This is a genomic window from Agromyces selenitireducens (assembly GCF_052748465.2).
This window is the reverse complement of sequence record NZ_CM188259.1, coordinates 3,068,265-3,095,009: the sequence shown is the minus strand read 5'-3', so window position 1 is coordinate 3,095,009 and position 26,745 is coordinate 3,068,265. Positions and strand designations below refer to the sequence as shown.

The following is a 26,745-nucleotide window of genomic DNA, read 5'->3' as shown; positions in this document are numbered from 1 at the left end:
ATGGCCCACGGATGCCACGCGTGCACCGTTCCGCAATCTCCAAGCGTTCGCTGTCTACCCTTGAGGCGATGACCTCCCGCGTGCATGCCCCGGCGCGGCCCGCCCCCACCACCCGTCGCACGATCGGGTTCACCGTGGGCGTGGCCGCGCTGCTCGCGCTGCTCTCGGTGCGCCTGTTCGCGCCTGCCGAGACGGGCGAGGCGCTCTCCGACGGAGTGCGCGACGGCATCACGCTCGCGATCAGCGTCGTGATCGAGTCGCTGCCGTTCGTGTTCCTCGGCATCGTGCTCTCGATCGCCGTGCAGCTGTTCCTGCCGGCCGACTTCCTGATGCGGCGGCTGCCGCGCACGCCGTGGGTCCGACGCGCGGTGGTGTCGCTGTTCGGCGTGCTCCTGCCGGTCTGCGAATGCGGCAACGTGCCGCTCGCGCGCGGGCTCATGCTGCGCGGGCTGTCGGTGGGCGAGTCGATGACGTTCCTGCTCGCCGCGCCGATCCTGAATCCCGTGACGATCGTGGTGACGTACCAGGCGTTCGGCTGGGACGACGGGATCCTCGCGTGGCGCATCATCGGCGGCTTCCTCGTCGCGAACCTCATCGGCTGGCTGTTCAGCCGGCACCCGGACCCGATGCGGCTGCTCACTCCCGACTTCCAGGCGACGTGCGCGCACGCGGCCGACGAGCAGGCGGCGCACGCCGCGGGCGGCCGGGCCGCCGCTCCGGCGAAGGCCCGCCGGGCGGTGCGCATGTTCGCCGACGAGACCTCGGCGATGCTCCCGGCGCTGATGGTCGGCTCGGCGATCGCGGGCGCGATCCAGATCGCCGTCTCGCGCGACGTGCTCGTCACGGTCGGGCAGGACGCGGTCTGGTCGGTCGTCGCGCTCATGCTGCTGGCGTTCGTGATCTCGATCTGCTCGAACGTCGACGCGTTCTTCGCGCTCGCGTTCAGTTCGACCTTCCTGCCGGGCGCGATCATCGCGTTCCTCGTGTTCGGCCCGATGATCGACATCAAGATGCTCGCGCTCATGCGCACGACGTTCACCGCGCGCACGCTCGTGCAGGTCACCGCGGTGGTGGCGCTCGCGGCGGCCGCGATCGGGCTGGGGGTGAACGCGTTTGCGTGAGTCCGTGCGCCGCTGGCAGGGCGTGATCCTCGCCGCGATCGGCGTCATTGCGACGCTGTGGCTCGCCGCGACGAATCGACTGGGGTTCTACATCCACCCGCGGTACTTCGTCTTCACCGTCGTGATGGCCGTGATCGCGGTGGTGTTCGTGGTCGCCGCGTTCGCGGTGGTGCCCCTCGTGCGGCGACGTGCGACGGATGCCGCGGGCACGACGCTCGACGACGGGTCGGAGCACGACGAGCCCGGGCACGAGCACGACGATCACGACCACGATGCGCCCGGCACCGGCCCCGCGGCATCCGCTCGCCGACGCCTCGGGACCGCGGCGGGGCTCGCGATCGTGGCCGGGACGGCGGTCGCGCTGCTCGCGCTGCCGCCCGCGACGCTCACGACCGCGACCGCCGAGAACCGCGAGCTCAACGCCGCGGCCGTCGGCCCCGACTCGGCCGCGCCCGACCTCGTCGGCGGCGACACGTCGTCGTTCACGGTCAAGGACTGGGCGCTGATCCTGCGGCAGGATCCCGACCCGGGCGACTTCGCCGACCCGATCGAGGTGACCGGGTTCGTGCTGCCGTCGCCCGACGACGACGACGTCTTCTACGTCGCCCGGTTCACGGTCACGTGCTGCGCGGTCGACGCGCAGCCGGTCGGCGTGCCCGTGCACCTGCCCGGCTGGCAGGACCGCTTCGACGCCGACGACTGGGTCGTCGCGAACGGCCGGCTCGGCGACGACCCCGCGGGCGGCACGTCGCCGGTGCTGCTGCCCGACGTGGTCGAGCCGACCGAGCAGCCGGAGCAGCCGTATGTCTTCTGATCCCCGGGTGTCCCCGTCCGGGCGACGGGCGTCCTCCGAGCCGCAGTCCGGCGTGCCGGCATCCACGCGCTTCACGCGCCTGGTCGTCGCGATCGTCGCGGCGCTGGCGGTGCTCGTCGTCGTGCTCGGTGCGGCGAACGCGCTGCGAGGCCCGCGCGTGCTCGACACGGTCGCCGCCGTCGACGACGCGACCGGGCTCGCGGGCGCGGCCGTCGAGTTCCGGCTCAACCAGCCCGTCGCCGGCCTCGACGCGACCGCGGTGACGGTCGAACCGTCGACGGATGCCGCGGTGTCGGTCGACGACCGCGTCGTGCGGGTCGAGTTCGCCGCCCCGCTGCGCCCCTCGCAGGACTACGTGGTCGAGGTCGCGGGCGTGCGCGCGGCGGGCGGCGGACCAGGCTCCACGCTGCGGCACGGGTTCCGCACGGCCGATGAGGCGCTGCATGTGCTGCAGCGGCGCGGGGCCGAGGGCGACGACACCGTGGTGCGGGCCGACACGGGCGGCGGCGAGCCGCAGGTCGTGCTCCAGGCGCCCCGCATCGAAGCGTTCGCGCACGCGGGCGACGTGATCGCCGCGATCGAGCTGCTCGACGACGGCACGAACGCGCTCCGGATCGCGTCGGCCGGTCAGGCCGAGCCCGCGCGGCTCGCGCTGCCGCAGGCCGGCGACCTGCGCGACCTCCAGGGCTCGACCACGCGACCGCTCCTCGGCTTCGTGCAGGACACCGGCGACGGCGCCGGCACGCTCAACCTGCTCGACGTCGCCGACGGCGCGACGGCCTCACCCGAGCCCGTGCTCGCGCTCGACGGATCTCCCATGCAGGTGGCCGACTACGCCTTCGTACCCGGTTCGGCCTCGGTGGTGGTGCGGGACCGCGAGGGCGCGATGTTCCTCGTCGACGCGACCGGCCTGCGCGCGCCGACCCCGCTCGGCTCGCACACCGAGCTGCGGGGCATGCTGCCCGGCACGAGCACGGTCGTGGTCGCCGACCCCGACCGCGGTGCCACCATCGACCTCGCGACCGGCGAGACCGCGACGCTCGAGCTTCCGCCCGCCGACCTCCCCGAGGGCGCCTATCCGGGACGCGTGACCTCGCTCGACGCCGAGGGCGCCCACCTGCTCAACGTGCTCGTGTTCGACGGCGACGGGGGGCAGGCGTCGCTCGTCGCGCGAGCGGATGCCGCGGGCACCGCCATCGTGTACGCACCGCCGGAGGGCTCCGCCGTGCTCGACCACTGCCTCTCGCCGGGTGGCTCGCTCGTCGCCGTCGAGACCGGCTCCGCCGGAGCCGGGAACGACGGCTACGAGGACGAACCCTGGGCCGCCGACACGATCACGACGCTCGTCGAGGTCGACACGAGGCGGGTCGTGCTGAGCCTCGCGGGCGGACTCACCGACTGGTGCCGTTGACGCCCGCCGGGTCGCCCCGGCTCACCTGAGGAGCGCGACCGCGAGCGCCGCCGTCGCCACGACGATCGCCGCCGCCGCCGTCACCGTGCCGCCGGCCGGGAGCGCGCCGGTTCGTGCCACCGCGATGCGGTCCCCTCCGGCCGCCGGGGGCGTGGGCACGGTCGTGTGGTCGGACGCCGACGCGGCCCCGGGCTCGGCCAGGCGCACCGTGCGATGCGGCGCGGCCTCTGCGGATGTGCCGGTGCGCGCAGCGGTGTGCGGCGTCCATCCCGAACCGTCCCAGTAGCGCAGGAGCGCGGCATCCGTCTCGTCGGGATGCCACCCCGGGACTCGCGTCGGCGAGGTCACGTGCGGTCCGCCCGGCCGGCGCGGATCGCACGGATCGTCAGCTGCACGGCCGCGGCGACGAGGAGCGCGGCGAACAGCCACGCGGCGATCGTCGGCGGCAGCAGGAACGCGAGCGCGACGCCGGGGAGTGCGGCGAGCGTCGCGGCGATGCCCACGATGAGGCCTTCGCGCGCGGAGAGCATGCGGCCCCGGAGGTTCGCGATCGTGCCCGAGATCGACGTGGGGATCATGGCGGCGAGCGAGGTCCCCTTCGCGAGGAGGTCGCCCATGCCGAACACGGCGATGAAGGCGGGCACCATGATGAGGCCGCCGCCGATGCCGAACAGGCCCGCGGCGATGCCGACGACGAAGCCGAGCCCGACGTACGCGGCGCCGACCCCGAGGTCGAGTTCCGCAGGGGTCGACATCCGCTCGGGCGGCGCGACCACGAGGCGCACCGCGACGAGCACGAGCAGCGCGATGAAGCCCCAGCGCAGCCAGCCGAGTGGCAGCCTCCGCAGCAGGTGGGAGCCGATCCACGACCCGGCGATGCCCCCGGCGGCGACGAGCGCTGCGGCGGCGAGGTCGACCTCGCCGTTCGCGAAGTAGGCGATCGAGCCGACGACCGCGGTCGGCACGATGGCCGCGAGCGAGGTCGCGGCCGCCCGCCGCTGGTCCATTCCGGCGAGGACGATGAGCAGGGGGACCATCAGGATGCCGCCGCCCACGCCGAACGCGCCGGAGAGCAGGCCGCCGAGCACGCCCACGATCGCGAGCCGGATCGGCGAGGCCGACCGCGGCCCGGGAGCGTCGGCGTCGGCTGGCTGGTCGGACATCCGTCCCACTGTATCGACGCGGAGGACCCCGGCCATGGGCAGGACTTCCCGTAAGACGTTACGGAAACGTATTGCGGACGCACAGGGAGGATGGGATAGCCTGAAGATTCCTCCAACTTGCGGGCGCCCGCCCGTGTCACGACTGATTGCCCGGAGGCGGCACGATCCGCAGGCATGACCCGAGAGCGAGGGATCGCCGCCGTCACGGCGTCGCACCCTCGAACATCGTCCGACGACATCCGTCGACGGACTGCGGACGGCCGCACGGCCGAACGTGACGGGCCGAAGAGTTCGGCCCGGTTCGAAGCAAGGGAATACACAGCATGGCAACCGGAACCGTCAAGTGGTTCAACGCCGAGAAGGGCTTCGGCTTCATCGCCCCCTCCGACGGCAGCGCCGACGTCTTCGCGCACTTCAGCGCCATCACGGGCAGCGGCTACCGCTCGCTCGACGAGGGCCAGAACGTGGAGTTCGAGGTCGTCCAGGGTCAGAAGGGCCCGCAGGCCGAGAACATCCGCGCGATCTGAGCGCACGACGCGCATCGCGCGTCGCACCCGAACGCCGGGCCGGACTCACGTCCGCCCCGGCGTTCGCCGTCTCCGGGCCCCGCGATCGGCGGACCGGGACGCCGTCCGAGCATCCTCCGAGCGTCGCGCCCTAGGCTCGTGCCACACCCAGACCCGATGGAGGAGTCCCATGCAGTGCCCCACCGACGGCGCGGTCCTCGTGATGAGCGAGCGCAGCGGCATCGAGATCGACTACTGCCCCGCCTGCCGAGGCGTGTGGCTCGACCGCGGCGAGCTCGACAAGATCATCGAGCGCGCGGCGCGCGAGTTCGGGCAGTCCGCTCCGGCGGCGCCGGCGGTCGCGCCGCAGGCGGCCCCGCAGCAGCCCGCGCCGCAGCAGCAGGGCTATCCGGCGAACCCGATGGACGTGCTCCGCCGGGCCGGCGGGGGCTACGACGACCGCCGCGACGACCAGCGCGGCTACGACCAGCGCGGCTACGACCAGGGGTACTCGCGCAAGCCGAAGAAGGACAACTGGCTCTCGGAGCTCTTCGACTGACCTGCGACGTCCTTGACGCGAACGGGCCCCGCACCGCCGATGGCGGCGCCGGGGCCCGTTTCGCGTGACGCGGGATCGGCGTCGTCAGCCGACGAGCGCGAGCGGCGGCTCGGTCGCCTCGGTCTCGACGTGCATGCCGCCTGCGGAGTTCGCGGCGGCGACGAGCCGCTCGAGCCACTCGCGGTCGAGCGGGCCCGACTCCTCGGCGTCGAACACGAACCGGAGCGGGATGGCCGGCTCGATCCACAGCGTCTCGGCCGCGCTGCCGGCCGTGGCGTCGCCGCGGAGCGTGAGTGCGAACGGCTCCCGTCGGCGGAGCTTGGCGAACATGGCGGCGCGCAGGTGGCGCAGCGTGCGATCGTCGATGACGTAGTGGTGGCCGTCGAACCCGTACGCGAGCTGTCCCATCGTGTCCCCTCGATCGTCGCGGACCTCGTTCGGTCCGTCTTGCTGTTCGGTGACGCGAGCCTATCGTTTTACTAGAACGTCTAGCGAAAATCGGCCGTACCAGTTCCGATATCGGATGCTCCGCCGATGCCGTCAGCCTTCCGCCGGTCGTTCCGGCGCGGAGGGCTCGTGCGCTCGTTCGGTCGGGGCGGCCGGCGAGGGGCGGCCGATGGCGACCATCCACTGGATCCCGTAGCGGTCGACGAGCATGCCGAACGCGTCGCCCCACGGCGAGGTCTCGAGCTCGACCGTGGCCGCGCCGTCCTCGATGAGACGGTCCCAGTACTCGCGGAGTCGTGCCTCGTCCTCGGGTTCGCCGCTCAGCGACACGGCGAAGTTGGTGCCCGCCTCGAACGGCATCTCGTTCGGCGTGTCGGCGCCCATGAGGTTGAGGTCGCCGGCGACGAGGTGGCCGTGCATGATCTTCTCGGCCTCGGCGGGGTCCTCGCTCGCGTCGAAGTCGCCGAAGGTGTCGAGCCTGAGCTCGCCGCCGAAGATCGACTGGTAGAACTCCATCGCCGCACGCGCCTCGTCGCGGAAGCTGAGGTACGGGGTGAGCAGCACGGGCATGGGGCCTCCTGGGTCATTGGTTCGGTCTCGGCGCATCGCCGACGTGGAACGCGTGGTGCGATTCTGCCCCGCCGCGCGGTGCGGGCGCGAGGGGCGGATGCCGCGGCATCCGCCCCTCTTGACCGCTCGACACGACCGGCGTATGTTAACAACCGATAGGTTGATCAAGCGATTGGTTGAATATGGGACCCGAAGATGCCGACGAACGGCTCGACCGTGCCTTCATGGCACTGGCCGACCCCGTACGCCGACGCATCGTCGCCCGGCTCAGCCGCGGACCCGCCACGGTCAACGAACTCGCCGAACCGTTCGACATCACCGTCCAGGGGGTGTCGAAGCACATCCGGGTGCTCGAGTCCGCCGGACTCGTCACCCGGAGCCGCGACGCCCAGCGTCGCCCCGTGCACCTCGACGCGGCCGCGCTCGAGACGCTCACCGAGTGGATCGACCGGTACCGCCTCATCCACGAGCAGCAGTACCGCCGGCTCGACGCACTGCTCGTCGCCGGCACCGACCCGAAGGAGTCACCGTCATGACCACCGAGACCCGCAACCCCGTCACCATCACCGCCCCCGACGGCCTGCCCTACATCGACATCGAGCGCGTGTTCGATGCGCCCGTCTCCGCCGTCTTCGCGGCGCACCGCGACCCCGAGCTCGTGAAGCAGTGGCTCGGGCCGAACGGCTACGAGATGACGATCGAGCGGTGGGACTTCCGCACGCAGGGCGGCTACCGCTACGTGCACACCGATCCCGACGGCAACGCCTGGGGGTTCAACGGCACGTTCCACACGGTCCGCGAGAACGAGTTCGCCGTGCAGACCTTCGAGTTCGAGGGCGTGCCCGACGTCGTCGCCGTCGAGTCGATGACGTTCGAGGACCTCGGGGACGGCCGCACGCGCCTGCGCGGGCACTCCGTCTACCCGAGCCTCGAGGCGCGCGACGGCATGGTGCAGTCGGGCATGGAGCGAGGCCTCACCGAGGGCTTCGAGCGTCTCGACGCCCTCCTCGAAGGGAAGGCGTGACATGGACTGGACGCTGGAGGTCGTGATCGTTCCCGTGAGCGACCTCGACCGCGCGATCGAGTTCTACCGCGACCGGGTCGGCTTCGAGCTCGATCACGACACGCACGCCGGCGAGCACCGGTTCGTGCAGCTCACGCCGAGGGGCTCGGGCTGCTCGATCGTGATGGGCACGCTGCCCGCGCAGGCCGAGATGACGCCCGGATCTCTGAAGGGCGTGCAACTCGTCGTCGCCGACGCCGAGGCCGCGCGCGCCGAACTCGTCGCGCGCGGCGTCGACGCGAGTCCGATCCAGGTGATCGACCCGCGCGACGGCGGCACGTTCTTCGGCTTCAGCGACCCGGATGGCAACACCTGGGCGGTGCAGCAGATCCGGGCGCGCGGCGAGCGACCGCTGATCCCCGTCGAGGCGCGGCAGCGCTTCGGCGCCGAGCTCGACGCCCAGGACGCGGCCGGCTGAGGTACGGGAGCCCAGATGACGGATGCCGCGTGCGCGGCGAGGATGGACGGGTGACCTCGCTCGTCCTCCTCGCCGACACGCACGTGCCCGCCCGGGCACGCGACCTCCCGCCCGAGGCGTGGGCCGCCGTGGACGCCGCCGACCTCGTCATCCACGCCGGCGACTGGGTCGACGTCGCGACGCTCGACGCGCTCGAGGCCCGCGCCCGACGGCTGGTCGGCGTGCACGGCAACAACGACGGGGCTGCGCTCCGCGGGCGATTGCCCGAGGTCGCCCGCGTCGAGGTCGCCGGCGTGCGGATCGCCGTCGTGCACGAGACGGGCGCCGCGTCCGGACGCGAGGCGCGCATGGCGGCCGCCTTCCCCGACGTCGACGTGCTCGTGTTCGGGCACAGCCACATCCCGTGGGACACCACCGCGCCGAGCGGCCTGCGCCTGCTGAACCCCGGTTCGCCGACCGACCGGCGCCGTCAGCCCGTGGCGACCTTCATGACCGCCACCGCACGCGGACGTCGGCTCGAGGAGGTGCGGCTCGTGCCCGTCGACCCGTCGTGGCGGGAGCCGTCGCGGCACGACGAAGGCCACTGATCCGGGACTGGCCCGCGACGCGCCCGGGGCCGACGGGCGACGATGGTTCCATGGCCCCCGCACCCCGGATCCTCCGCTACGCCGCATTCACGTCCGACCCGGCCGGCGGCAACCCCGCCGGCATCGTCCTCGATGCGGCCGGGCTCGACGAGGCCGACATGCTCCGCATCGCCGGCGAGGTCGGCTACGCCGAGACCGCGTTCGTCACCGGAGCGGAGGGCGACGCCCGCGGCATCCGCTACTTCTCGCCGGTCGCCGAGGTGCCGTTCTGCGGGCACGCGACCGTCGCCACCGCGATCGCGATCGCCGAGCGCGAGGGGCCCGGCCGGGTGCGCTTCGCGACGCCGGTCGGCGAGGTCGGCATCGAGACCGCGGAGGTCGACGGAGAGCTCCGAGCGGCGTTCACGAGCGTCGAGCCGTTCGTCGAGCCGATGCCCGAGTCGGTGCTCGATGAGATCCTCGCGCTCCTGGGCCTCTACGCGTCGGTGCTCGACGAGCGCCATCCGCCCCGCATCTCGTTCGCGGGCAACCGCCACCCGGTCGTCGTCGTCGCCGACCGTGCGGCGTTCGACGCGTTCACCTTCGACCCCGCCGCCGCCCGCGCGCTCATGGACGCGCGGGAGTGGCCCGCGACGATCACGGTGCTGCACCGGCAGCCCGACGCCGACGGCGGGCTGCGCTTCGAGGCGCGCAACATCTTCCCGGTCGGCGCGATCTCGGAGGATCCGGCGACGGGCGCCGCGGCCGCCGCCGTGGGCGGCTACCTGCGAGCGCTCGGGGCGGTGACGCCGCCGGCCCGCGTCGTCATCGTCCAGGGCCGTCACGTCGGCCGGCCGAGCGAGCTCGTCGTCGACATCCCCGAGACGGGCGGCATCGTCGTGAGCGGCGCCGCCGTGCCGATCGGCTGACGGTCCGGCTCCGGCGCTTCGGCGTCCCCAACGGCCCTCAGTGCAGCGGATCGCGCCCGTCGTCGTCCGTCGTGCGGTCCGGGACCTCGGCGACGTCGCCCCGGGCGCGCGGGTCGTGCTCCACGATGTCGTCGACGTCGTCGGTCGGCACGCCGCCCGCTTCGGCGTTCAACGTGTCCTTCGCGCGTCGCGACGGATGCCGCAGGGGCAGCTCGCCGTCGATGTGCGTGAGCACCGGCCGGAGCGGCACCGGCTGGGCGGCATCCGTCGGCTCGATCGCGGGCGGCGCTGCGGGCGGCGCTTCGGGCGTCGGCCTGGGGCGGAAGGCGAGGCCGAGCTGCCGCACCCATCGGGGCCCGCGGGCGACCGCACCCTGCTCGAGCGGCGCCTCGACCTCGAGTCCGTAGTACTCGCCGATCTGGTCGACGAACTGCGCGCGCCTGGCGAGCTCGTACGCGCGACGCTCACGGCTGAAGGCGATGATCGTCGACCAGCAGATCATGAGCATGACGACGCTGAACGGCAGCGCGATGATGATCGCCGCGGTCTGGAGCGCCCGGAGCCCGCCGGCGAGCAGGAGCGAGATCGCGAGCAGCGCGGTGATGAGCGTGAAGAACGTGCGCACCCACTTGCGCGGGTTGATCTGGCCGCCCGTGGCGATCATGCCCATGACGAGCGCGCCCGAGTCCGACGAGGTCACGAAGAAGATCGTGATGAGCAGGAGGACGCCCACGGTGAGCACGGCCGACCCGGGGAAGAAGTCGAGCAGCGCGAACAGCGTGCCCTCGACGTCGACCTCGCCCCCCGCACCGACGAGGCTGCCGGGCTGCGTCAGCTCGAGGAAGAGCGCCGACCCGCCGAGCACGCTGAACCAGAGGATCCCGATCAGCGTCGGCACGAGGATCACGCCCGCGACGAACTGCCGGACGGTGCGTCCGCGCGAGATCCGCGCGATGAAGATGCCGACGAAGGGCGCCCAGGAGATCCACCAGCCCCAGTAGAACGACGTCCACGACGCCTGCCAGGTCTCGCCGGCGGCACCCTGGAACGCGCTCACGTTGAACGAGAGGCCGACGAAGGTCTGGATGTACGTGCCGATCGACTGGACGAACTCGCGGAGCAGGAACTCGGTCCGCCCGAACACGAGCAGGTAGAGCACGAGCAGGCCGGCGAGCACCAGGTTCGTCGACGACAGCCACTTCATGCCCCGCGTCACGCCCGAGAGCACCGACGCGAGCACGAACACGGTGATCACGGCGATGATGAGCACCTGCGAGGCGGCGGTGGGCTCCACGAGGCCGATCGACTCGAGCCCGGCGCCGATCTGCAGCACGCCGAGGCCGAGCGACGTGGCGACGCCGAACAGCGTCCCGGCGAGCGCGACCACGTCGATCACGTTGCCCCAGGCCCCGCGGACGCGGCGTCCGAGGAGGGGCTCGAGCGTCCAGCGGATCGAGATCGGCCGCTTGCGCCGGTGGATGGCGTACGCCAGCGCCAGCCCGACGACCACGTAGATCGACCAGGCGTGCACGCCCCAGTGCAGGTACGTCTGGCTGAGCGCGGCCTGCGCGAGCTGCTCGGGCGTGCCCGACACACCCGGCCGCGGGGAGACGAAGTGGCTGAGCGGTTCGCTCGCGCCGTAGAAGACGAGGCCGATGCCCATGCCCGCAGCGAAGAGCAGCGAGAACCAGGCGCCGAGCGAGAACTCCGGGCGGTCGTCGTCGGCGCCGAGCCGGATGTCGCCGAACCGGCTGAAGCCGACGAACAGGCTGAACGCGACGAAGAACGCGGCGATGAGCACGTAGTACCAGTTGAAGGCGTTCACGATCGAGGCCTGCACGGCGCCGAACGCGGCTTCCGCGGCGCGCGGGGCGAGCAGTGCGAACCCGCTGAACGAGATGACGAGGACGGCCGCGGGCCAGAACACCCATCGCTCGATGCTCGTCTTCGGCAATCGGAACCGGCGTCGCGCCGTCTCGCCTGCGGGCATGGTCGTGGAGTCCCCGTCCATGCCGTCCCACGATACGCGCCGCACTAGGCTCGGACGAGGAATCCGTCGAGGAGGAGACATCCATGCAGACCCGAACCCTCGGCCGCACGGGCCGCACCGTCTCGGCCATCGGACTCGGCACCTGGCAGCTCGGCGCCGACTGGGGCGAGGTCGACGAGGCCGACGCGCTCGCCGTGCTCGATGCGTCGCACCAGGCGGGCGTCACCGTGTTCGACACTGCCGACGTGTACGGCGACGGCCGGTCCGAGTCGCTCATCGGCCGGTGGCTGGCCGCGAACCCGGGCTCGGGCGTCACGGTGGCGACCAAGATGGGCCGACGGATGCCGCAGGAGCACGACAACTACGTGCTTCCGAACTTCCGCGCCTGGACCGACCGGTCGCGGCGCAACCTGGGCGTCGACACGCTCGACCTCGTGCAGCTGCACTGCCCGCCCACCTCGGTGTACGTCGACGACGCGGTCTACGACGCGCTCGACACCCTCGTGGCCGAGGGTGCCGTCGCGGCGTACGGCGTGAGCGTCGAGAAGGTCGACGAGGCGCTCGCCGCGATCGCCAGGCCCAACGTCGCGACCGTGCAGATCATCCTCAACGCGTTCCGCCTGAAGCCGGTCGACGAGGTGCTGCCCGTCGCCGAGCAGTACGGCGTGGGGATCATCGCGCGCGTGCCGCTCGCGAGCGGGCTGCTGTCCGGCAGGTACACGCTCGACACCGAGTTCGCCGCGAACGACCACCGGAGCTACAACCGGCACGGCGAGTCGTTCGACGTCGGCGAGACGTTCTCCGGGGTCGACTACGCGACCGGCGTGCGCGCCGCGACCGAGTTCGCGAGGCTCGCCCGCGAGGCGGCGCCGGATGCCACGCCCGCGCAGGTCGCGCTCGCGTGGGTCGCGCGACAGTCGGGCGTCTCGACCGTGATCCCAGGCGCGCGCAACCCCGAGCAGGCGCGCGCGAACGCCGCCGCCGGCTCCCTCGAGCTCCCGGACGCCTTCGACGAGGCCGTGCGCGCCCTGTACGACCGGGAGATCCGCGCGTCGGTGCACCACCGCTGGTGACGGCCGGCCGGCCGTGATCGACATCCTCACCGGATTCGCGGTCATCGCGCTCGCCGTCGCGGTCGGCTGGGTCGCGGCACGGACCGGCGTCCTGGGGCCCGAGGCGCGGCCCATCCTCGCGCGCCTGAACTTCAGCGTCCTCGCCCCGTTCCTGCTGTTCTCCGTGCTCGCGACCGCCGACGTGCGACGGCTGTTCTCCTCGCTGCTGCCCGTCTCGGCGATCGCCGCCGTCGCGATGATGGTCGTGTTCTCGGTCGTCTCGCTCGCGGTGCTGCGCCGAGGGGTCGCCCGCACGACGATCGGCGCGCTCGGGGCCGGGTACGTGAACGGCAACAACATCGGCATCCCCATCGCGCTCTACCTGCTGGGCGACGCGGCGTACTCGGCGCCGGTCGTGCTGCTGCAGCTGCTGCTGTTCGCCCCGATCGCGCTCGCCGTGCTGGGCGCAACCGTCGAGGGGCGCACCTCCGTGCGCGGCATCCTCTGGTCGACCGTCACGAACCCGATCATCGTGGGCTCGCTCCTCGGCGTGCTCGTGTCGGTGTCCGGCATCGAGCTGCCGGCGATCGTCATGGATCCGGTGCAGCTCATCGGCCAGGCCGCCGTGCCGCTCATGCTCATCGCGTACGGGCTGTCGCTGCACGGGCAGCGCATGTTCGAGCCGGGCACGGGCCTTCGTGAGGTCGTGTTCGCGTCGGCACTCAAGCTGTTCGCGATGCCCGCCGTCGCCTGGTCGGTCGGAGCGTTCGCCTTCGGGCTGGAGGGGCGTGAGCTCTACGCCGTCACCGTGCTCGCGGCGCTCCCCACCGCGCAGAACGTGTTCGTCTTCGCGCAGCGCTACGAGACGGCCGAGATCATGGCGCGCGACACCGTGTTCCTCACCACGGTCGGGTCGGTCCCGGTGCTGTTCGTCGTGTCGCTGCTGCTCGGCTGAGAGCGGCGCACGGCAGGATGGGCCGTGACCCGAAGGAGGCCGCATGCCCTTCCTGCGCGACGACGGCGCCCCGCTCGACGAACTGCTGCTCGCCCAGCGTCCCGCCGACGGATACCGGTTCGAGGTGCGCGACGCGATCGTGTACGTCGATCCGGCCAGCGGCCGACGGTACCGCGCGCCTGCCGCCGGGGAGGGACCGCCCCCGGCCGGCGTGACCGACCTCGCGTCGGTGCCGAGCCCGCTGTGGGGATTCATCGCGAGCTACGGCCGGCAGTCGGCGCCCGCGGTGCTGCACGACGCGCAGTCGCGTGCCGCCGAGGCGCTCGGCGATCGGCGGCGCGCGCTCCTGCAGCGGCGCGACGACGACCTCGTCTTCCGGCGCGCGCTGCTCGAGCAGGGCGTTCCGCGCATGCGCGCGTGGCTGATGTGGGCCTGGGTCTCGGCCGACCGCGAGCGCGTGTACGCCGGTGCGACCGGGTGGCTGCTGCTCGGCCAGGTCGGGCTCGGCGTGCTCGTCGTCGCGGCATCCGTGGTGCTGGCGGTGATCGCGGGGCCGTGGTGGCTGGCGCTCGCGATCGTGCCGGCTGCGGCCGCGCTGCCGTGGCGCGGGCTCGCGCCGCTCATCGTGACGCTCACCTATCCGCTCGCGGCGTTCGGACCGCTGCTGCTCGTGCACTTCGTCTCGCTGGTCCCGTTCCGCATCGTCGAGGCGATCGTGGAGGTGTTCGCCGGAGGCGACCCGGGGTCGGTGGTCCGGCCCACCGTGGCGCGTCCCTCCGAGGAACGCCGATGATTCAGGGTTGTCCCTGAGGCAACCGGACCGGACCATCCGTACCGTGGATCTCGGTCGCGCACCACGGACTGCAGGGGGAACTGTCACCGTGGGCCCGACCGGAGAGCCGGCCAGCGCGACGCCGACCCGAACCGGCAGCGCCGGCCGGCTCCCCCCTTCCCGGCCGTGAGCGGCGGGCGCCTTGGGGGAGGCACCCGCCGCCCGGCTCCGGGCGCCCGTTCGCCGCGCAGGACTGCATGGGGCAGACTCGGACGGATGACCGCCACCCTGCTCGACGCCGCCCCGCGCCCGTACGACGCCGACGCGATGTACGACGCGTTCGTCGAGTGGGCCGACGGCCGCGGGTTCGCGCTGTATCCGGCGCAGGACGAGGCGGTCATCGAGCTCGTCTCGGGGGCGAACGTGATCCTGTCGACGCCGACCGGCACGGGCAAGTCCCTCGTCGCGGTCGCCGCGCACGCGGCATCCGTCGCCCGCACCGCCGCCGACCGCGACGCGGGCCGTCCGTGGGGGCGCACGTACTACACGGCGCCCATCAAGGCGCTCGTGAGCGAGAAGTTCTTCCAGCTCGTCGACATCTTCGGGGCGCAGAACGTGGGCATGGTCACGGGCGACAGCTCGGTCAACGCCGATGCCCCGATCATCTGCTGCACGGCCGAGATCCTCGCGAACCTCGCACTCCGGCAGGGGGCGGATGCCGCGGTCGATCAGGTCGTGATGGACGAGTTCCACTACTACGGCGACCCCGACCGCGGGTGGGCGTGGCAGGTCCCCCTGATCACGCTGCCGCACGCGCAGTTCGTGCTCATGTCGGCCACGCTCGGCGACGTCACGGCGATCGCCGACGACCTCGCGCGCCGCACGGGCAGGGAGACGGCGCGGGTCACGGGCATCGAACGCCCCGTGCCGCTGCACTTCTCGTACGCGAAGACGGCGGTCCAGGAGACCGTCGAGGAGCTCCTCGAGACGCGGCAGGCGCCGGTCTACATCGTCCACTTCTCGCAGGCCGCCGCGATGGAACGGGCGCAGGCGCTGTCGTCGATCCGCGTCGTCTCGCGCGAGGGGCGTGACGAGATCGCCGAGGCCATCGGCGGATTCCGCTTCACGACCGGGTTCGGCAAGACCCTGTCGCGGCTCGTCCGGGCCGGCATCGGCGTGCACCACGCGGGCATGCTGCCCCGCTACCGGCGCCTCGTCGAGACGCTCGCGCAGCGCGGCCTGCTGCGGGTCATCTGCGGCACCGACACGCTCGGCGTCGGCATCAACGTGCCCATCCGGTCGGTGCTCATCACGGCGCTGTCGAAGTACGACGGGCAACGGATGCGGCAGCTGAGCGCGCGCGAGTTCCACCAGATCGCGGGCCGCGCGGGCCGCGCCGGATACGACACGGCCGGCACGGTCGTCGTGCTCGCGCCCGACCACGAGATCGAGAACGAGACCGCGATCCGCAAGGCCGGCGACGACCCGAAGAAGCTCAAGAAGGTCGTGCGCAAGAAGGCGCCCGCCGGGTTCGTGACGTGGGGCGAGGGCTCCTTCGAGCGGCTCGTCGCGGCCGAGCCGGAGCCGCTGCAGCCCCAGCTGAAGCTGACCGCGGCCATGCTGATCAACGTGATCGGCCGCGGCGGCGACGTGGCCGGCGGCATCCGTTCGCTGGTCTTCGACAACCACGAGCCGCGCACCCGGCAGTACGAGCTCGCGCGTCGCGCCCTCGGCATCCTCCGCACGCTGCGCGACGCGGGCGTCGTCGAGCTCGTCCCCGCCGCCGCCCCGTCCCGCACTTCGCCGAGTGATACCGGTGCCGCCGAGGGATACCGCGGCAGCGGCATCACCCGACGCGAGCTGCATCACTCGTCGCCGGTCGACGGCGGAGCGCTCGGGGTCGAGCTGCGGCTCACGGTCGACCTGCAGCCGAACTTCGCGCTCAACCAACCGCTGTCGCCGTTCGCGCTCGCCGCGATCGAGCTGCTCGACCCCGCGACGAGCGAACAGGGGACCGGGCACTACTCGCTCGACGTCGTCTCGATCATCGAGTCGACGCTCGACGACCCGCGGCCGATCCTGTCGCAGCAGCAGTACAAGGCACGCGGCGAGGCGGTCGCGGCGATGAAGCGCGACGGCATCGAGTACGACGAGCGGATGGCGCTGCTCGAGGAGGTCACCTGGCCGAAGCCGCTCGACGAGCTGCTCGCGCATGCGTTCGAGACGTTCGCGTCGAGCCAGCCGTGGGTGCGCGACTTCGAGCTCAGCCCGAAGTCGGTCGTGCGCGACATGTTCGAGCGGTCGATGTCGTTCGGCGAGTACGTGTCGTTCTACCAGCTGCAGCGCAGCGAGGGGCTCGTGCTGCGCTACCTGTCCGACGCGTTCCGCGCGATCCGGCAGACGGTGCCCGACGAGGCCAAGGACGAGGAGCTGCTCGACCTCATCGAGTGGCTCGGCGAACTCGTACGGCAGGTCGACTCGAGCCTCGTCGACGAATGGTCCGAGCTCATCGACCCGAGCTCGCACCTGCCCGAGGACGAGGCGCCCGTCGTGCCGCCCGCACCGCCGTCGGTCGTCACGAACCGCCGCGCGTTCACGGTGCTCGTGCGCAACGAGCTGTTCCGTCGCGTGCAGCTCGCGGCGCTGCAGCGCGACGAGGAGCTCTCCGAACTCGATCCCGACGTCGACTGGCCCGCTGTGCTCGACGCGTACTACGCCGACCACGACGAGATCCTCGCGGGCGGTCCGGCCCGGTCGCCGCGGCTCGTGGCGATCGACGAGACGGATGCCGCAGCCGGGGTCTGGCGCGTCGAGCAGACCATCGACGACCCGGCCGGCGACCACGACTGGCGCATCCGCGGCGAGGTCGACCTCGTCGCGTCGGCGGACGAGGGCTTCGCGGTCGTCCGGATCGCCGAGGTCGTGCGGCTCTGACGTGTGCGCCGTGCGGGTCGAGGAGCCGACCCGGCGTCTCGAGACCGCCCTACGCGAGCGCGAGCATGCCCGCCGAGACGAGCGCGAGGGCGAGCCCGGCCCACTGGACGGGCGCGATGCGCTCCCTCAGCACGATCGCCGCGAGCAGGATGGTGCCGGCGGGGTACATCGCCGCGAGCACGGCGGCCACGGCGAGGTCGCCGGCGCGGATGCCCAGCAGGATGAGCACGTTGGCGATCGCGTCGAGGAGTCCGCACCCGATCGCGATCGCGAATCCCGCTACCAGCCGGTCGCGCGGGGTCGAAGCGGGGCTCGGGGGCGTCGCGGCCGCGGCGGTGGCGGCCAGGGCGGCGGCATCCGTTCTCGGGGTGGTCTCGCGCACGGCGGCGAGTGCCGGGGCGCGGGACGAACGCCGCGCCAGCAGCACGAGGACCCCGAACACGGCGAACATGAGACCCGCGTTGACCACGCGGTTCAGTACGAGCGGCACGACCCCGGAGTCGTCGGGGGTCTGCGAGATGATGATGTAGAAGGCGCCGATCGCGAGTCCCGAGCCGGTGGCGAACGCCAGGCCGCGAGTGCTCGGCCGCACCGCGCCGCGCTCGGGCACGAACCCGACCAGTACGACCGCGATGAGCGCGAGGCCCAGCGCCCACGCGGCCACAGGGCCGAAGCGCTCGCCGCCGACGATCGTGCCCCACGCCATCGGCGTGATCGCCGACACCAGTGCGGTGAGCGGGGAGAGGATGCTCATCGGGCCGATCGCGAGGCTGGCGTAGAGCAGCGAGATCGCCAACGCCCCGGTCACGCCGGACAGGGCGCCCCACGTGACGGCCTCGGGCGACCACTCCCCGCCGAGGAACGGCAGTGCGGCGCCGAGGACGACGAGGCCCGAGACCGCAGCGATCGCGGTCGCGAGCACCGCGCCGAGGCGGCGCGCGGCGAGGCCACCGAGGAAATCCGCGGCGCCGTAGACGATCGCGCCGCTGAGGGAGAGGACCGCGGTGAGCACCGGCCCAGCCTAGGCGTGCCCGCCCGCGCTGCGCATCTGAGCGAACGGGGCTGCTCATATGAGCAAAATCGGCCGATTCGTTGAACCGTGGATGACGAGTGGGTCAAGACCCTTCCCCGGACTCGAACCGAACCCTAGGCTGCCGATCAGTGTCCGACCCGAGTTCCTCAGGACGGACGCCTGCGACGCCGGGGAGCGCACTGCTTCCCCTCGGCTTCCGTCTTGCAGAGGAGATCACGCAATGCAGCATCGTTCCCCCGGCGCGGGCGACACCCGCGCCACGACCCGCTCCCGCGGCCGCTTGGCCGCCGGCGCGCTCGCGACGGCGACTGCCGCCGCGCTCACCCTCGGCGGCGTCGCATCCGCCCAGGCCGCACCGCCGGTGGGCAAGGAGAAGATCGCCGAGATCAACCTCGTCACGGTCAACGACTTCCACGGGCGCCTCGAGCAGTCCGGCGCCGCCGGCGGTATCGCCGCCCTCGCACGGGCCGTGGACGAGATCCGTCGCGGCAGCGCCGACACCGTCTTCGCGGCGGCCGGCGACATGATCGGCGCGTCCACCTTCACGTCCTTCATCCAGCAGGATGTTCCGACCATCGAGGCGCTCAACGAGGCGGGCCTCGACGTCAGCGCGGTCGGCAACCACGAGTTCGACAAGGGCTTCGCCGACCTCACCGACCGGGTCATGCCGCTCGCCGAATGGGAGTACCTCGGTGCGAACGTCTACGATGCAGGCACCGACGACCCCGCGCTCCCGGAGTACTGGGTGCAGGAGTTCAAGGACGTCAGCATCGGCTTCGTCGGCGCGGTGACCGAGGAGCTGCCGTCGCTCGTCAGCCCCGCGGGCATCGAGCAGATCGACGTCGGCGCTCCCGTCGACGCGGCGAACCGGGTCGCGGACCAGCTCAGCGACGGTGACGCCGCGAACGGCGAGGCCGACATCGTCATCATGCTCGTGCACGAGGGCGCCGCGACGACCGCGATCGAGTCCGCGATCGACCCGACCACTCCGTTCGGCGAGATCGTGAACGGCGCCAACGAGAACATCGATGCGATCGTCTCGGGCCACACGCACCTCGCGTACAACCACGTGATCGACGGTCGGCCGGTCATCTCGAGCGGCCAGTACGGCGAGCGCTTCAGCAACATGGTGATCCGGTACGACACCCGCGGCGACGAGATCGTGTCGATGCACAACACGATCTACGACCTCGCCGTGCGCGACGCGGAGGGCGACGTCGTCGGATACGCCTACAAGGACGACCAGAAGACCTCGGTGATCGTCGAGGACGCCGTGGAGGTCGCCGCCGAGCTCGGCAGCGTCGAGCTGGGAGATGCGGCCGCGAACTTCGGTCGCGCGGTGCGCGCCGACCCGGCGACGAGCACGTCGTTCCCCGAGAACCGCGGCGGCGAGTCCACGCTCGGCAACTTCGTCGCCGACGTGCAGCTCTGGGCGCTCAACGTGGACGGCACGCGTGAGGTGGACATCACGTTCATGAACCCGGGCGGTCTGCGTGCCGACCTGGCCTCGGGCGTGGTGACCTACGCCGAAGCCGCGGCCGTGCAGCCGTTCGCGAACACGCTGGTGTCGATGGACCTCACGGGTGCCCAGATCAAGTCGGTGCTCGAGGAGCAGTGGCAGCCCGCCTCGGCCTCGCGTCCGTTCCTCAAGCTCGGCGTCAACTCCGAGTTCACCTACACGTACGACCCGACGGCGGCTGCGGGATCGCACATCACGGAGATGCGCCTGAACGGCGAGCTCATCGACCCCGCGGCGACGTACTCGGTCGGCGTCAACTCGTTCCTCGCCTCGGGTGGAGACAACTTCTTCACCCTGGACGACGGCGCGAACAAGTCCGACAGCGGCAAGATCGACCTCGAGTCGATGGTCGACTGGTTCGACACGTTCGGCACGGCGACCCCCGACCTGATGCAGCGCGCGGTCGGCGTGCACCTGCCCGGCGGCACGTCCGTCGCGGCGGGCGCCCAGGTGACGGTGAACCTGTCGTCGCTCGACTTCACGCGCGACGAGACCGATGCCGACGTGGCGCAGGTCACGCTCGCGGGTGACGCCACCGTGCTCGGCAGCGCGCCGATCGACACGTCGTACACGCCGACGACCGACGAAGTCGGCCAGGCGAGCGTCACGTTCACGGTCCCCGCCGGGGCGAGCGGTGCGACCACGTTCGACGTGTTCGTGCCCTCCACCGGCACGACCAGCTCGTTCACGCTGAACGTCGGCTGAGCCGAACCACCACGAGAGGCCCCGGGCACCCTGCCCGGGGCCTCTCCGGTGCCCGCCGCGGCTAGGCTGGAGGACGTGACTTCCCGGGGCGCGCGTGCGATCCGCGGAGCGGCGATCGCCGTCTTCGCGACGCTCGTGGCGTCCCTCGCCCACTCCGTCGGCGGCGGCACGCCGCCGGGCGTGCTGGCGATCGCCCTCTCGCTGGCGTTCTCCGTGCCGCTCGCCATGGCGCTGTCCGGTGAACGGATGTCGCTCGTGCGCGCCTCGGCCGCGGCCCTCTTCGCGCAGGCCGCCCTGCACCTGCTCTACGCGCTCGGAACGCCGAGCCCCGGCCCCGCGGCATCCGTCGCCGGGCACGCCTCCCACGGCACGACCGCGCCGATCCGGATCGACGCGATCGGACTGGCCGCCGTCATCGACCACGGCCACGCAGTGACGATGCCGGTCGCCCATGTCGCCGCGGCGGCGCTCACGGTCGCCATGCTGGCCGTCGTCGGCAACGCCGCCGCAGCCGTCGCGGTCGCGTTCGGCACGGCGGTGCGCGGCCTGCGTCTGCTCGCGGGCGCGATCGGAGCGTCGCCCGTGGCGACGGCCGTGCGCCACGTCGTCCCGGCCGCACGTCGGCACGGGCCCCCGGACCTCGCGCTCGTCCTCCTCTCGTCGCTGCGGCATCGCGGGCCGCCGGCATCGTCCCTCGCCGCCTGAGCGGCCACGCGACGACCCCGCATCCGCATCCGCGCGCGCACCGAATCACCTGCAGCCGAGCACGGCCGTGCGCACGCACCATCACGAGAGAAGACCATGCGTTCCATCACCCGTTCCGCCACCGTCGCCGCGACCGCCCTCGGCGCCGGCGCCCTGCTCGCGCTCGCCGGTCCCGTAGCCGCGCACGCGCACGTCGTCGTGACTCCCGGCGAGGCTGCCGCAGGCTCGTACGCCGTGCTCGAGTTCGCCTCGGGCCACGGCTGCGACGGCTCGCCCACAACCTCTTTCACGGTCGGCATCCCCGAGCCGGTCCTGTCGGTCACACCCACGCTGAAGGAGGGGTGGACGGTCGAGAAGGTCATGGTCGAGCTGGACGAGCCCGCCGAGGGGGCGCACGGCGCGACTGTCACCGAGCGCGTGGGCCAGGTCATCTACACGCCGGGCACGCCCATCGAGGACGGGTACCGCGACTCGTTCCAGGTCCAGGTGCTTCTCCCCGAGGAGACGGAGGGCGAGCGTCTCGAGTTCCCGGTCCTGCAGACCTGCGTCGAGGGCGAGAACGACTGGAGCGAGTCGGCCGCGGACGGTGCCGAACCCGAGTACCCGGCTCCCGCGATCGAGGTCGGCGCGGCCGCGTCCGACGCGCACGGCGACGACGCCGCCGACACCGCAGGCGTCGAGACGACTTCATCCGCGGATGCCTCGGTCGACGTGCTCGCCCGGGTGGTGGGCATCGCCGGCCTCGCGATCGGCGTCGTCGGCGTCGTCATCGCGCTCGCCGCTCGTCGCGGCCGGAAGGCCTGACGGTGGCGCCCGCCACGATGCGCCGCGCGGTCGCAGGAGCGGCGTTCGCGATCTCGCTGGCCGCCCTCCCGGTGGCAGGCCCCGCCGCGCCCGCCTTCGCGCACAACACGGTGATCGACGAAGGGCCGGCGGCGGAGTCGACGATCGCCGAGCCGCCGGTCGAGGTCTGGATCGAGACCAACGACGTGCTGCTCGACATCGAGGGTGCGACGGCGATGGATGTCGTCGGCCCCGACGGCCGGCACTATGCGACGGCGTGCCCGACCGTCGACGGCGCGATCGCGAGCGTCGCCGCCGAACTGGGCCCGGCCGGCGAGTACACGGTGGCGTACCGGGTCGTCTCGGCGGACGGGCACCCGATCACGGGCGACCACACGTTCCTGTGGGAGCCGGGCGATGGCGCGGCCCTCGCGGAGGGCTCGGCCGACGCGGTGTGCGCCACGGGCTCCGGTGACGCCGCAGCCGGACCCGATGACGCGGTCGGCGGTGTCGACGAGCGTACGGATGCCGCGGCATCCGGTGCCAGTGCGGATGTCGCGTGGATCGCGATCGCGGCCGTCGTGGTGATCGGCGCCGGAGTCGCGGCGTTCGTCCTCACGCGTCGACGACCCCGTCCCGGGGGCGCCGTCGTCACGGAAGCGGAGCCCGACGCCGACGCGGCATCCGATCTCGACCAACGCGGCCATCGCTGAGGCTACGGCCGCGCCGGATGCGCGACCGGGGGATCACGTCCCCGAGAACGCGTCCGGCGGCAGGGCGGCCTCGCCCTCGGCGATCGCGCGCACGAGCCGGTCGGCGACCGCCGCCGGGTCGTGGCCGGCAGGGAACTTCGGTGCGGTCCCGAACAGCGGCCGGCCCGCGAGCCCGGTCTCGGTGTGGCCGGGCCGAGCGTCGAGCAGGCGGATGCCGCTGCGTCGCAGTTCGCGACCCGCGGCGGCGAGGTACGCCGCGAGCGCCGCCTTCGACGCCGAGTAGCTGGCGAGCCCCGCGGTCGGGAACTCCGCGACGACCCCCGTGAGCGCGAGGACGACCGGCTCCCGTCCGGCCTCCGCCGATGCGCGCAGCGCGGGAACGGCCGACGACACGATGCGCATGGGCGCGAGCGCGTTCACCGTGAACAGGGTCTCGAGGTCCTGCTCGGCGGTCGCCGCCACGGAGTCGAAGCCGACCACGCCGGCGGCGAGCACGATCACGTCGATGCCTCCGAGCTGCTCGGTCGCGCGACGGACGATCGTCTCGGGTGCGTTCTCGTCGGTGAGGTCGACCGCGATGCCGGCGCCGTGCCCGGCCCGCTCGGCGAGTCGGGCGGCATCGCGCCCCGTGAGCGCGAGCCGGGCGCCGCCCGACGAGAGCCGTTCTGCGACGAGCGTGCCGAGCACGCCGGTCGCGCCGATGACGAGTGCGCGGCTGCCGTCGATCTGCGTCATGCAGCGAGCGTAGGTCGAGCGGATGGCGCGGCGCGGGCGTTCACAGCACTCTCGCACCGCTCGCCCACCGTTCCTCCACATCGGGCGTTCCCCGGGCGCCCACGGGCACTGTCGGGGGCCCGGAGGGGCTGTCATCAGCGCCGGGTAGGGTCGACGGGTGACCTGGAACGACGAGCCCGAGCCGGCGTTCGCCCCCGCGTGGGGCGATGAGGCGTGGAACCCCGACGAGCTCGTTCCGCCCGACGACGAGTGGGCGCCGCCGCCGCCGTCCGAGGGGGCGCCGTGGGCCGGTTCGTCGCCGGCGACCGCGCCGGGTCCGGGCGAGCGGACGCCGCGGGCGTCCGCCCCGCCCGCCGCCACCCCTGCACGCTTCGGCTCCCCGCTCGAGGCGCTGCGCACGGTGTACGGCTACGACGCGTTCCGCGGCGAGCAGGCCGCGATCATCGATCACGTCGCGGCGGGCGGCGACGCGGTCGTGCTCATGCCGACCGGCGGCGGCAAGAGCCTCTGCTACCAGGTCCCCTCGCTGCTGCGCGAGGGCACCGGCGTGGTCGTGTCGCCGCTCATCGCGCTCATGCACGACCAGGTCGACGCGCTCGTCCGGAACGGTGTGCGGGCCGGCTACCTCAACTCGTCGCAGACGCCCGGCGAGCGGGCTGAGGTCGAGCGCGCCTACCTGGGCGGCGAGCTCGACCTGCTCTACGTCGCACCCGAGCGGCTCGGTTCCGAGCAGACCAAGCGGTTCCTCGAGCGTGGCACGATCGCCCTGTTCGCAATCGACGAGGCGCACTGCGTGGCGCAGTGGGGCCACGACTTCCGGCCCGACTACCTCGCGCTCGCCGAGCTCGCGGAGCGCTGGCCCGACGTCCCGCGCATCGCGCTCACGGCGACCGCCACCGAGGCCACGCACCGCGAGATCACCGATCGGCTCTCGCTGGGCGATGCGCGTCACTTCGTGTCGAGCTTCGACCGGCCGAACATCCAGTACCGCATCGCGCCGAAGCTCGACGTGCGCCGGCAGCTGCTCGACTTCGTGCGCACCGAGGGGCGCGACGCCGACGGGCACCCGGTGTCCGGCATCGTCTACGCGCTGTCGCGCGCGAGCACCGAGAAATTCGCATCCTTCCTCGCGGCGAACGGGATCGACGCGATGCCGTACCACGCCGGTCTCGACGCGGCGCTGCGGCGCCGCACGCAGGAGCGCTTCCTGCGGGAGGACGGCGTGGTGGTGGTCGCGACGATCGCGTTCGGCATGGGCATCGACAAGCCCGACGTGCGATTCGTGGCGCATGTCGACCTGCCGAAGTCCGTCGAGGGCTACTACCAGGAGACCGGTCGGGCCGGTCGCGACGGCCTCCCGGCGACGGCGTGGCTCGCCTACGGCCTGCAAGACGTCGTGCAGCAGCGTCGCATGATCGACGAGAGCCCCGGCGACCTCGCGCACCGGCGACGGCTGTCGGCCCACCTCGACGCGATGCTCGCGCTGTGCGAGACCGTGCAGTGCCGCCGGCAGAACCTGCTCGGCTACTTCGGTGAGGCCAGCGCACCGTGCGGCAACTGCGACACGTGCCTCGAGCCCCCGGAGTCGTGGGACGGCACGGTGGCGTCCCAGAAGCTGATGTCGACGATCGTGCGCCTGCAGCGCGAGCGCAACCAGCGCTTCGGCGCCGGGCATCTCATCGACATCCTGCGCGGCAAGCGCACGGCGCGCGTCGAGCAGTACGGCCACGACCGCCTCACGACGTGGGCGATCGGCGACGACGTGTCGGAGCAGCGGTGGCGCGGCGTGGTCCGGCAGCTCCTCGCCCAGGGCCTCCTGCAGACGGTGGGCGAGTACGGCGTGCTGACGCTGACGGATGCCTCGGCGGCCGTCCTCGCGGGCGACCGGTCGGTCGCGTTCCGCGTCGAGCCCGAGCGGGCCGCCCGTGCCTCGCGGTCGGGGCGCGCGGCCGCGCCGGCGGCCGCCGACCTCGAGCCCGCCGACGCGGAGCTGTTCGAAGCGCTCCGTGCCTGGCGCGCCGGCGAGGCGCGCGAGCAGGGCGTGCCGGCCTACATCGTGTTCGGCGACGCCACGCTCCGCGCCGTCGCGGTCGCGAAGCCGTCCGGGGTCGGCGAGCTCGACGGCATCCCCGGCATCGGTGCGAAGAAGCTCGAGGCCTACGGCGACGCCCTCGTCCGCGTCGTCGGCGAGCACGCCGGCTGACCCGCCCGGATCGCCGCGGGCACGAACTCGCCATTCGTGGTGCCCGCACGAGCGGCATGACCGATGGGACCTTCGGCCCCCGGGGCGCCGGACGCCTTGCTAGCGTCCCCACAGGCGGGTGAATCCGTCCGGACCGAGGGGAGCCGCCATGTCGACAGTCCAGGGGAGCCGGCCGGTGACGATCACGATCATCGGGGTCCTCGCGTTCATCGCCGGGTTGATCGACCTGGTCACCGGCGTGCTCCTGTTCTTCCTCCTGCCGAACGAGGAGGTCGTGGCCGGTTTCGGCGGCTCCGGCGGACTGATCGCCGCAGCCGTCGGTTCGATCGTGGTCGGCCTCATCACGGCCGTGCTCGCCGGAGGACTGCTGAAGGGCAGCGGCATCGCGCGCCTCATCGTGACGGTGCTGCAGGTGCTGTCGATCATCGGCTCGCTGTTCATGGCCGTCGCCTACCTCGGGATCCCCGTCGGCGAGTGGCTCGGCCTCGCCGTCTCCGCCGTCGTCGTGATCCTCCTCTGGACGCCCAAGGCCAGCGCCTTCTTCCGGGACTGACGGAGCGCTCGCCGAGCGCCCCGAGCGCGCCGCCGCGTCCGGGCGCATGCCGGGTGCTACCTTGGCCGCACCGGGGCGATCGAGGAGGCAGCGTGTCGAACGAGGAACCCGTCGGAGTACGCCGTCCGGCGTCGGTCACCGTGGTTGCGGCACTCGTCTGGGTGAACGCCGCGCTCGACCTGGCCGCCGGCGTGTTCTTCATCGTCCTGGCGCTCGCGGGCGGGGATGATCCCGCCACCACGACGACCTTCGCCGTCATGGGCACCGTCTCGATCCTCCTCGCGGTGATCGCGGCCGCGCTGGCCTTCGGACTCATGCGAGGCAATCCCGTCGCGCGCACCATCGTCACGGCGGTGGAGATCGTCTCGATCGCGGCGTCCGTCTCCGCCGCATTCATCAATCCGGCGGCTGCGGTGAACGAGATCGTCGGCGCACTCATCGCGCTCGCGATCGTCCTCATGCTGTGGTCGTCGGAGGCGACACGGTTCTTCCGCGGGCTCGCGACGACGCAGCCGGACTGACCGGC

The 26,745-nt window shown here is 72.6% G+C and carries 28 protein-coding genes; 21 read left to right on the top strand and 7 right to left on the bottom strand.

Annotation, left to right across the window (positions count from 1 at the left end):
* Window positions 1–68: 68 nt before the first annotated feature.
* The 3 genes from ACULK4_RS14575 to ACULK4_RS14565 are packed head-to-tail and all read left to right on the top strand — an operon-like array spanning window position 69 to window position 3,346.
* A complete protein-coding gene (locus tag ACULK4_RS14575; protein WP_445966289.1) occupies window positions 69–1,121 on the top strand; it encodes a permease in 1,053 nt (350 codons plus the stop codon).
* A gap of 4 nt (window positions 1,122–1,125) precedes the next feature.
* The gene (locus ACULK4_RS14570; RefSeq protein ID WP_445966288.1) at window positions 1,126–1,935 is read left to right on the top strand and encodes a TIGR03943 family putative permease subunit; all 810 of its coding nucleotides are present in this window, start codon (window positions 1,126–1,128) and stop codon (window positions 1,933–1,935) included.
* Window positions 1,936–1,942: 7 nt separating this feature from the next.
* The gene (locus tag ACULK4_RS14565) at window positions 1,943–3,346 is read left to right on the top strand and encodes a hypothetical protein (RefSeq protein WP_445966287.1); all 1,404 of its coding nucleotides are present in this window, start codon (window positions 1,943–1,945) and stop codon (window positions 3,344–3,346) included.
* A 21-nt stretch (window positions 3,347–3,367) separates the two neighbouring features.
* On the opposite strand, the gene ACULK4_RS14560 is transcribed toward ACULK4_RS14565, so the two are convergent.
* Together ACULK4_RS14560 and ACULK4_RS14555 are read right to left on the bottom strand one after the other, a co-directional pair.
* On the bottom strand, window positions 3,368–3,694 hold the full coding sequence (locus ACULK4_RS14560; protein WP_445966286.1) for a DUF2510 domain-containing protein: 327 nt from the start codon (window positions 3,692–3,694) through the stop codon (window positions 3,368–3,370).
* Complete coding sequence (locus tag ACULK4_RS14555; RefSeq protein WP_445966285.1) at window positions 3,691–4,509, bottom strand: sulfite exporter TauE/SafE family protein; 819 nt, start codon at window positions 4,507–4,509, stop codon at window positions 3,691–3,693. Before ACULK4_RS14555 ends, ACULK4_RS14560 begins: the two co-directional genes overlap by 4 nt.
* A 323-nt stretch (window positions 4,510–4,832) precedes the next feature.
* Here ACULK4_RS14555 and cspE point away from each other — a divergent pair, with 323 nt between their 5' ends.
* Both cspE and ACULK4_RS14545 read left to right on the top strand, forming a co-directional pair.
* The gene (gene cspE / locus ACULK4_RS14550) at window positions 4,833–5,036 is read left to right on the top strand and encodes a transcription antiterminator/RNA stability regulator CspE (RefSeq protein WP_067944966.1); all 204 of its coding nucleotides are present in this window, start codon (window positions 4,833–4,835) and stop codon (window positions 5,034–5,036) included.
* Window positions 5,037–5,205: 169 nt separating this feature from the next.
* Entirely contained in the window at window positions 5,206–5,574 is a 369-nt protein-coding gene (locus ACULK4_RS14545; RefSeq protein WP_445966284.1) for a TFIIB-type zinc ribbon-containing protein, read from the top strand.
* 84 nt (window positions 5,575–5,658) lie between these two features.
* Here ACULK4_RS14545 and ACULK4_RS14540 read toward each other — a convergent pair whose 3' ends face one another.
* Both ACULK4_RS14540 and ACULK4_RS14535 read right to left on the bottom strand, forming a co-directional pair.
* Window positions 5,659–5,982, bottom strand: a complete 324-nt coding sequence (locus tag ACULK4_RS14540; RefSeq protein ID WP_445966283.1) for a DUF7882 family protein — start codon at window positions 5,980–5,982, stop codon at window positions 5,659–5,661.
* Between the two features lie 132 nt (window positions 5,983–6,114).
* A complete protein-coding gene (locus tag ACULK4_RS14535; RefSeq protein WP_445966282.1) occupies window positions 6,115–6,591 on the bottom strand; it encodes a VOC family protein in 477 nt (158 codons plus the stop codon).
* A 224-nt stretch (window positions 6,592–6,815) separates the two neighbouring features.
* Here ACULK4_RS14535 and ACULK4_RS14530 point away from each other — a divergent pair, with 224 nt between their 5' ends.
* The 5 genes from ACULK4_RS14530 to ACULK4_RS14510 are packed head-to-tail and all read left to right on the top strand — an operon-like array spanning window position 6,816 to window position 9,567.
* Window positions 6,816–7,127: an ArsR/SmtB family transcription factor gene (locus ACULK4_RS14530; protein WP_445966281.1), complete on the top strand. Its 312-nt coding sequence runs from the start codon at window positions 6,816–6,818 to the stop codon at window positions 7,125–7,127.
* Window positions 7,124–7,615 carry an SRPBCC family protein gene (locus ACULK4_RS14525; RefSeq protein WP_445966280.1) on the top strand — a complete coding sequence of 164 codons (492 nt, stop codon included), beginning with the start codon at window positions 7,124–7,126 and terminating at the stop codon, window positions 7,613–7,615. The genes ACULK4_RS14530 and ACULK4_RS14525 overlap by 4 nt, the downstream gene beginning before the upstream one ends.
* 1 nt (window position 7,616) lies before the next feature.
* On the top strand, window positions 7,617–8,072 hold the full coding sequence (locus tag ACULK4_RS14520; RefSeq protein ID WP_445966279.1) for a VOC family protein: 456 nt from the start codon (window positions 7,617–7,619) through the stop codon (window positions 8,070–8,072).
* Window positions 8,073–8,122: 50 nt separating this feature from the next.
* The gene (locus tag ACULK4_RS14515) at window positions 8,123–8,659 is read left to right on the top strand and encodes a metallophosphoesterase family protein (protein WP_445966278.1); all 537 of its coding nucleotides are present in this window, start codon (window positions 8,123–8,125) and stop codon (window positions 8,657–8,659) included.
* Window positions 8,660–8,709: 50 nt separating this feature from the next.
* Complete coding sequence (locus ACULK4_RS14510; RefSeq protein WP_445966277.1) at window positions 8,710–9,567, top strand: PhzF family phenazine biosynthesis protein; 858 nt, start codon at window positions 8,710–8,712, stop codon at window positions 9,565–9,567.
* A gap of 37 nt (window positions 9,568–9,604) precedes the next feature.
* On the opposite strand, the gene ACULK4_RS14505 is transcribed toward ACULK4_RS14510, so the two are convergent.
* Complete coding sequence (locus ACULK4_RS14505; RefSeq protein WP_445966276.1) at window positions 9,605–11,578, bottom strand: BCCT family transporter; 1,974 nt, start codon at window positions 11,576–11,578, stop codon at window positions 9,605–9,607.
* A gap of 62 nt (window positions 11,579–11,640) precedes the next feature.
* Here ACULK4_RS14505 and ACULK4_RS14500 point away from each other — a divergent pair, with 62 nt between their 5' ends.
* The 4 genes from ACULK4_RS14500 (at window position 11,641) to ACULK4_RS14485 (ending at window position 17,270) form a co-directional block, all read left to right on the top strand.
* Window positions 11,641–12,630: an aldo/keto reductase gene (locus ACULK4_RS14500; protein WP_445966275.1), complete on the top strand. Its 990-nt coding sequence runs from the start codon at window positions 11,641–11,643 to the stop codon at window positions 12,628–12,630.
* Between the two features lie 13 nt (window positions 12,631–12,643).
* Entirely contained in the window at window positions 12,644–13,564 is a 921-nt protein-coding gene (locus ACULK4_RS14495) for an AEC family transporter (RefSeq protein ID WP_445966274.1), read from the top strand.
* A 43-nt stretch (window positions 13,565–13,607) separates the two neighbouring features.
* Window positions 13,608–14,357, top strand: a complete 750-nt coding sequence (locus ACULK4_RS14490; RefSeq protein WP_445966273.1) for a DUF1353 domain-containing protein — start codon at window positions 13,608–13,610, stop codon at window positions 14,355–14,357.
* 255 nt (window positions 14,358–14,612) lie between these two features.
* Complete coding sequence (locus tag ACULK4_RS14485) at window positions 14,613–17,270, top strand: DEAD/DEAH box helicase (RefSeq protein WP_445966272.1); 2,658 nt, start codon at window positions 14,613–14,615, stop codon at window positions 17,268–17,270.
* Window positions 17,271–17,319: 49 nt separating this feature from the next.
* Here the strand turns inward: ACULK4_RS14485 and ACULK4_RS14480 are convergent, their stop codons facing one another.
* Entirely contained in the window at window positions 17,320–18,282 is a 963-nt protein-coding gene (locus tag ACULK4_RS14480) for an EamA family transporter (protein ID WP_445966271.1), read from the bottom strand.
* A 241-nt stretch (window positions 18,283–18,523) separates the two neighbouring features.
* On the opposite strand from ACULK4_RS14480, the gene ACULK4_RS14475 reads away from it, so the two are divergent.
* From ACULK4_RS14475 to ACULK4_RS14460, 4 genes are all read left to right on the top strand, one after another.
* A complete protein-coding gene (locus ACULK4_RS14475) occupies window positions 18,524–20,527 on the top strand; it encodes a bifunctional metallophosphatase/5'-nucleotidase (RefSeq protein ID WP_445966270.1) in 2,004 nt (667 codons plus the stop codon).
* Window positions 20,528–20,602: 75 nt separating this feature from the next.
* Window positions 20,603–21,232: a hypothetical protein gene (locus ACULK4_RS14470; protein WP_445966269.1), complete on the top strand. Its 630-nt coding sequence runs from the start codon at window positions 20,603–20,605 to the stop codon at window positions 21,230–21,232.
* Between the two features lie 96 nt (window positions 21,233–21,328).
* Window positions 21,329–22,036, top strand: coding sequence for a YcnI family copper-binding membrane protein (locus ACULK4_RS14465; protein WP_445966268.1), 708 nt, complete (start codon window positions 21,329–21,331; stop codon window positions 22,034–22,036).
* Between the two features lie 2 nt (window positions 22,037–22,038).
* Window positions 22,039–22,728: a copper resistance CopC family protein gene (locus ACULK4_RS14460; RefSeq protein ID WP_445966267.1), complete on the top strand. Its 690-nt coding sequence runs from the start codon at window positions 22,039–22,041 to the stop codon at window positions 22,726–22,728.
* A gap of 33 nt (window positions 22,729–22,761) precedes the next feature.
* Here ACULK4_RS14460 and ACULK4_RS14455 read toward each other — a convergent pair whose 3' ends face one another.
* Window positions 22,762–23,463, bottom strand: coding sequence for an SDR family NAD(P)-dependent oxidoreductase (locus ACULK4_RS14455; protein WP_445966266.1), 702 nt, complete (start codon window positions 23,461–23,463; stop codon window positions 22,762–22,764).
* Window positions 23,464–23,620: 157 nt separating this feature from the next.
* Between ACULK4_RS14455 and recQ the strand changes: the two genes are divergently transcribed.
* From recQ to ACULK4_RS14440, 3 genes are all read left to right on the top strand, one after another.
* Window positions 23,621–25,666 carry a DNA helicase RecQ gene (gene recQ, locus ACULK4_RS14450; protein ID WP_445966265.1) on the top strand — a complete coding sequence of 682 codons (2,046 nt, stop codon included), beginning with the start codon at window positions 23,621–23,623 and terminating at the stop codon, window positions 25,664–25,666.
* Window positions 25,667–25,814: 148 nt separating this feature from the next.
* Window positions 25,815–26,219, top strand: coding sequence for a hypothetical protein (locus ACULK4_RS14445; RefSeq protein ID WP_445966264.1), 405 nt, complete (start codon window positions 25,815–25,817; stop codon window positions 26,217–26,219).
* Between the two features lie 92 nt (window positions 26,220–26,311).
* Complete coding sequence (locus ACULK4_RS14440; protein ID WP_445966263.1) at window positions 26,312–26,740, top strand: hypothetical protein; 429 nt, start codon at window positions 26,312–26,314, stop codon at window positions 26,738–26,740.
* Window positions 26,741–26,745: the final 5 nt, after the last annotated feature.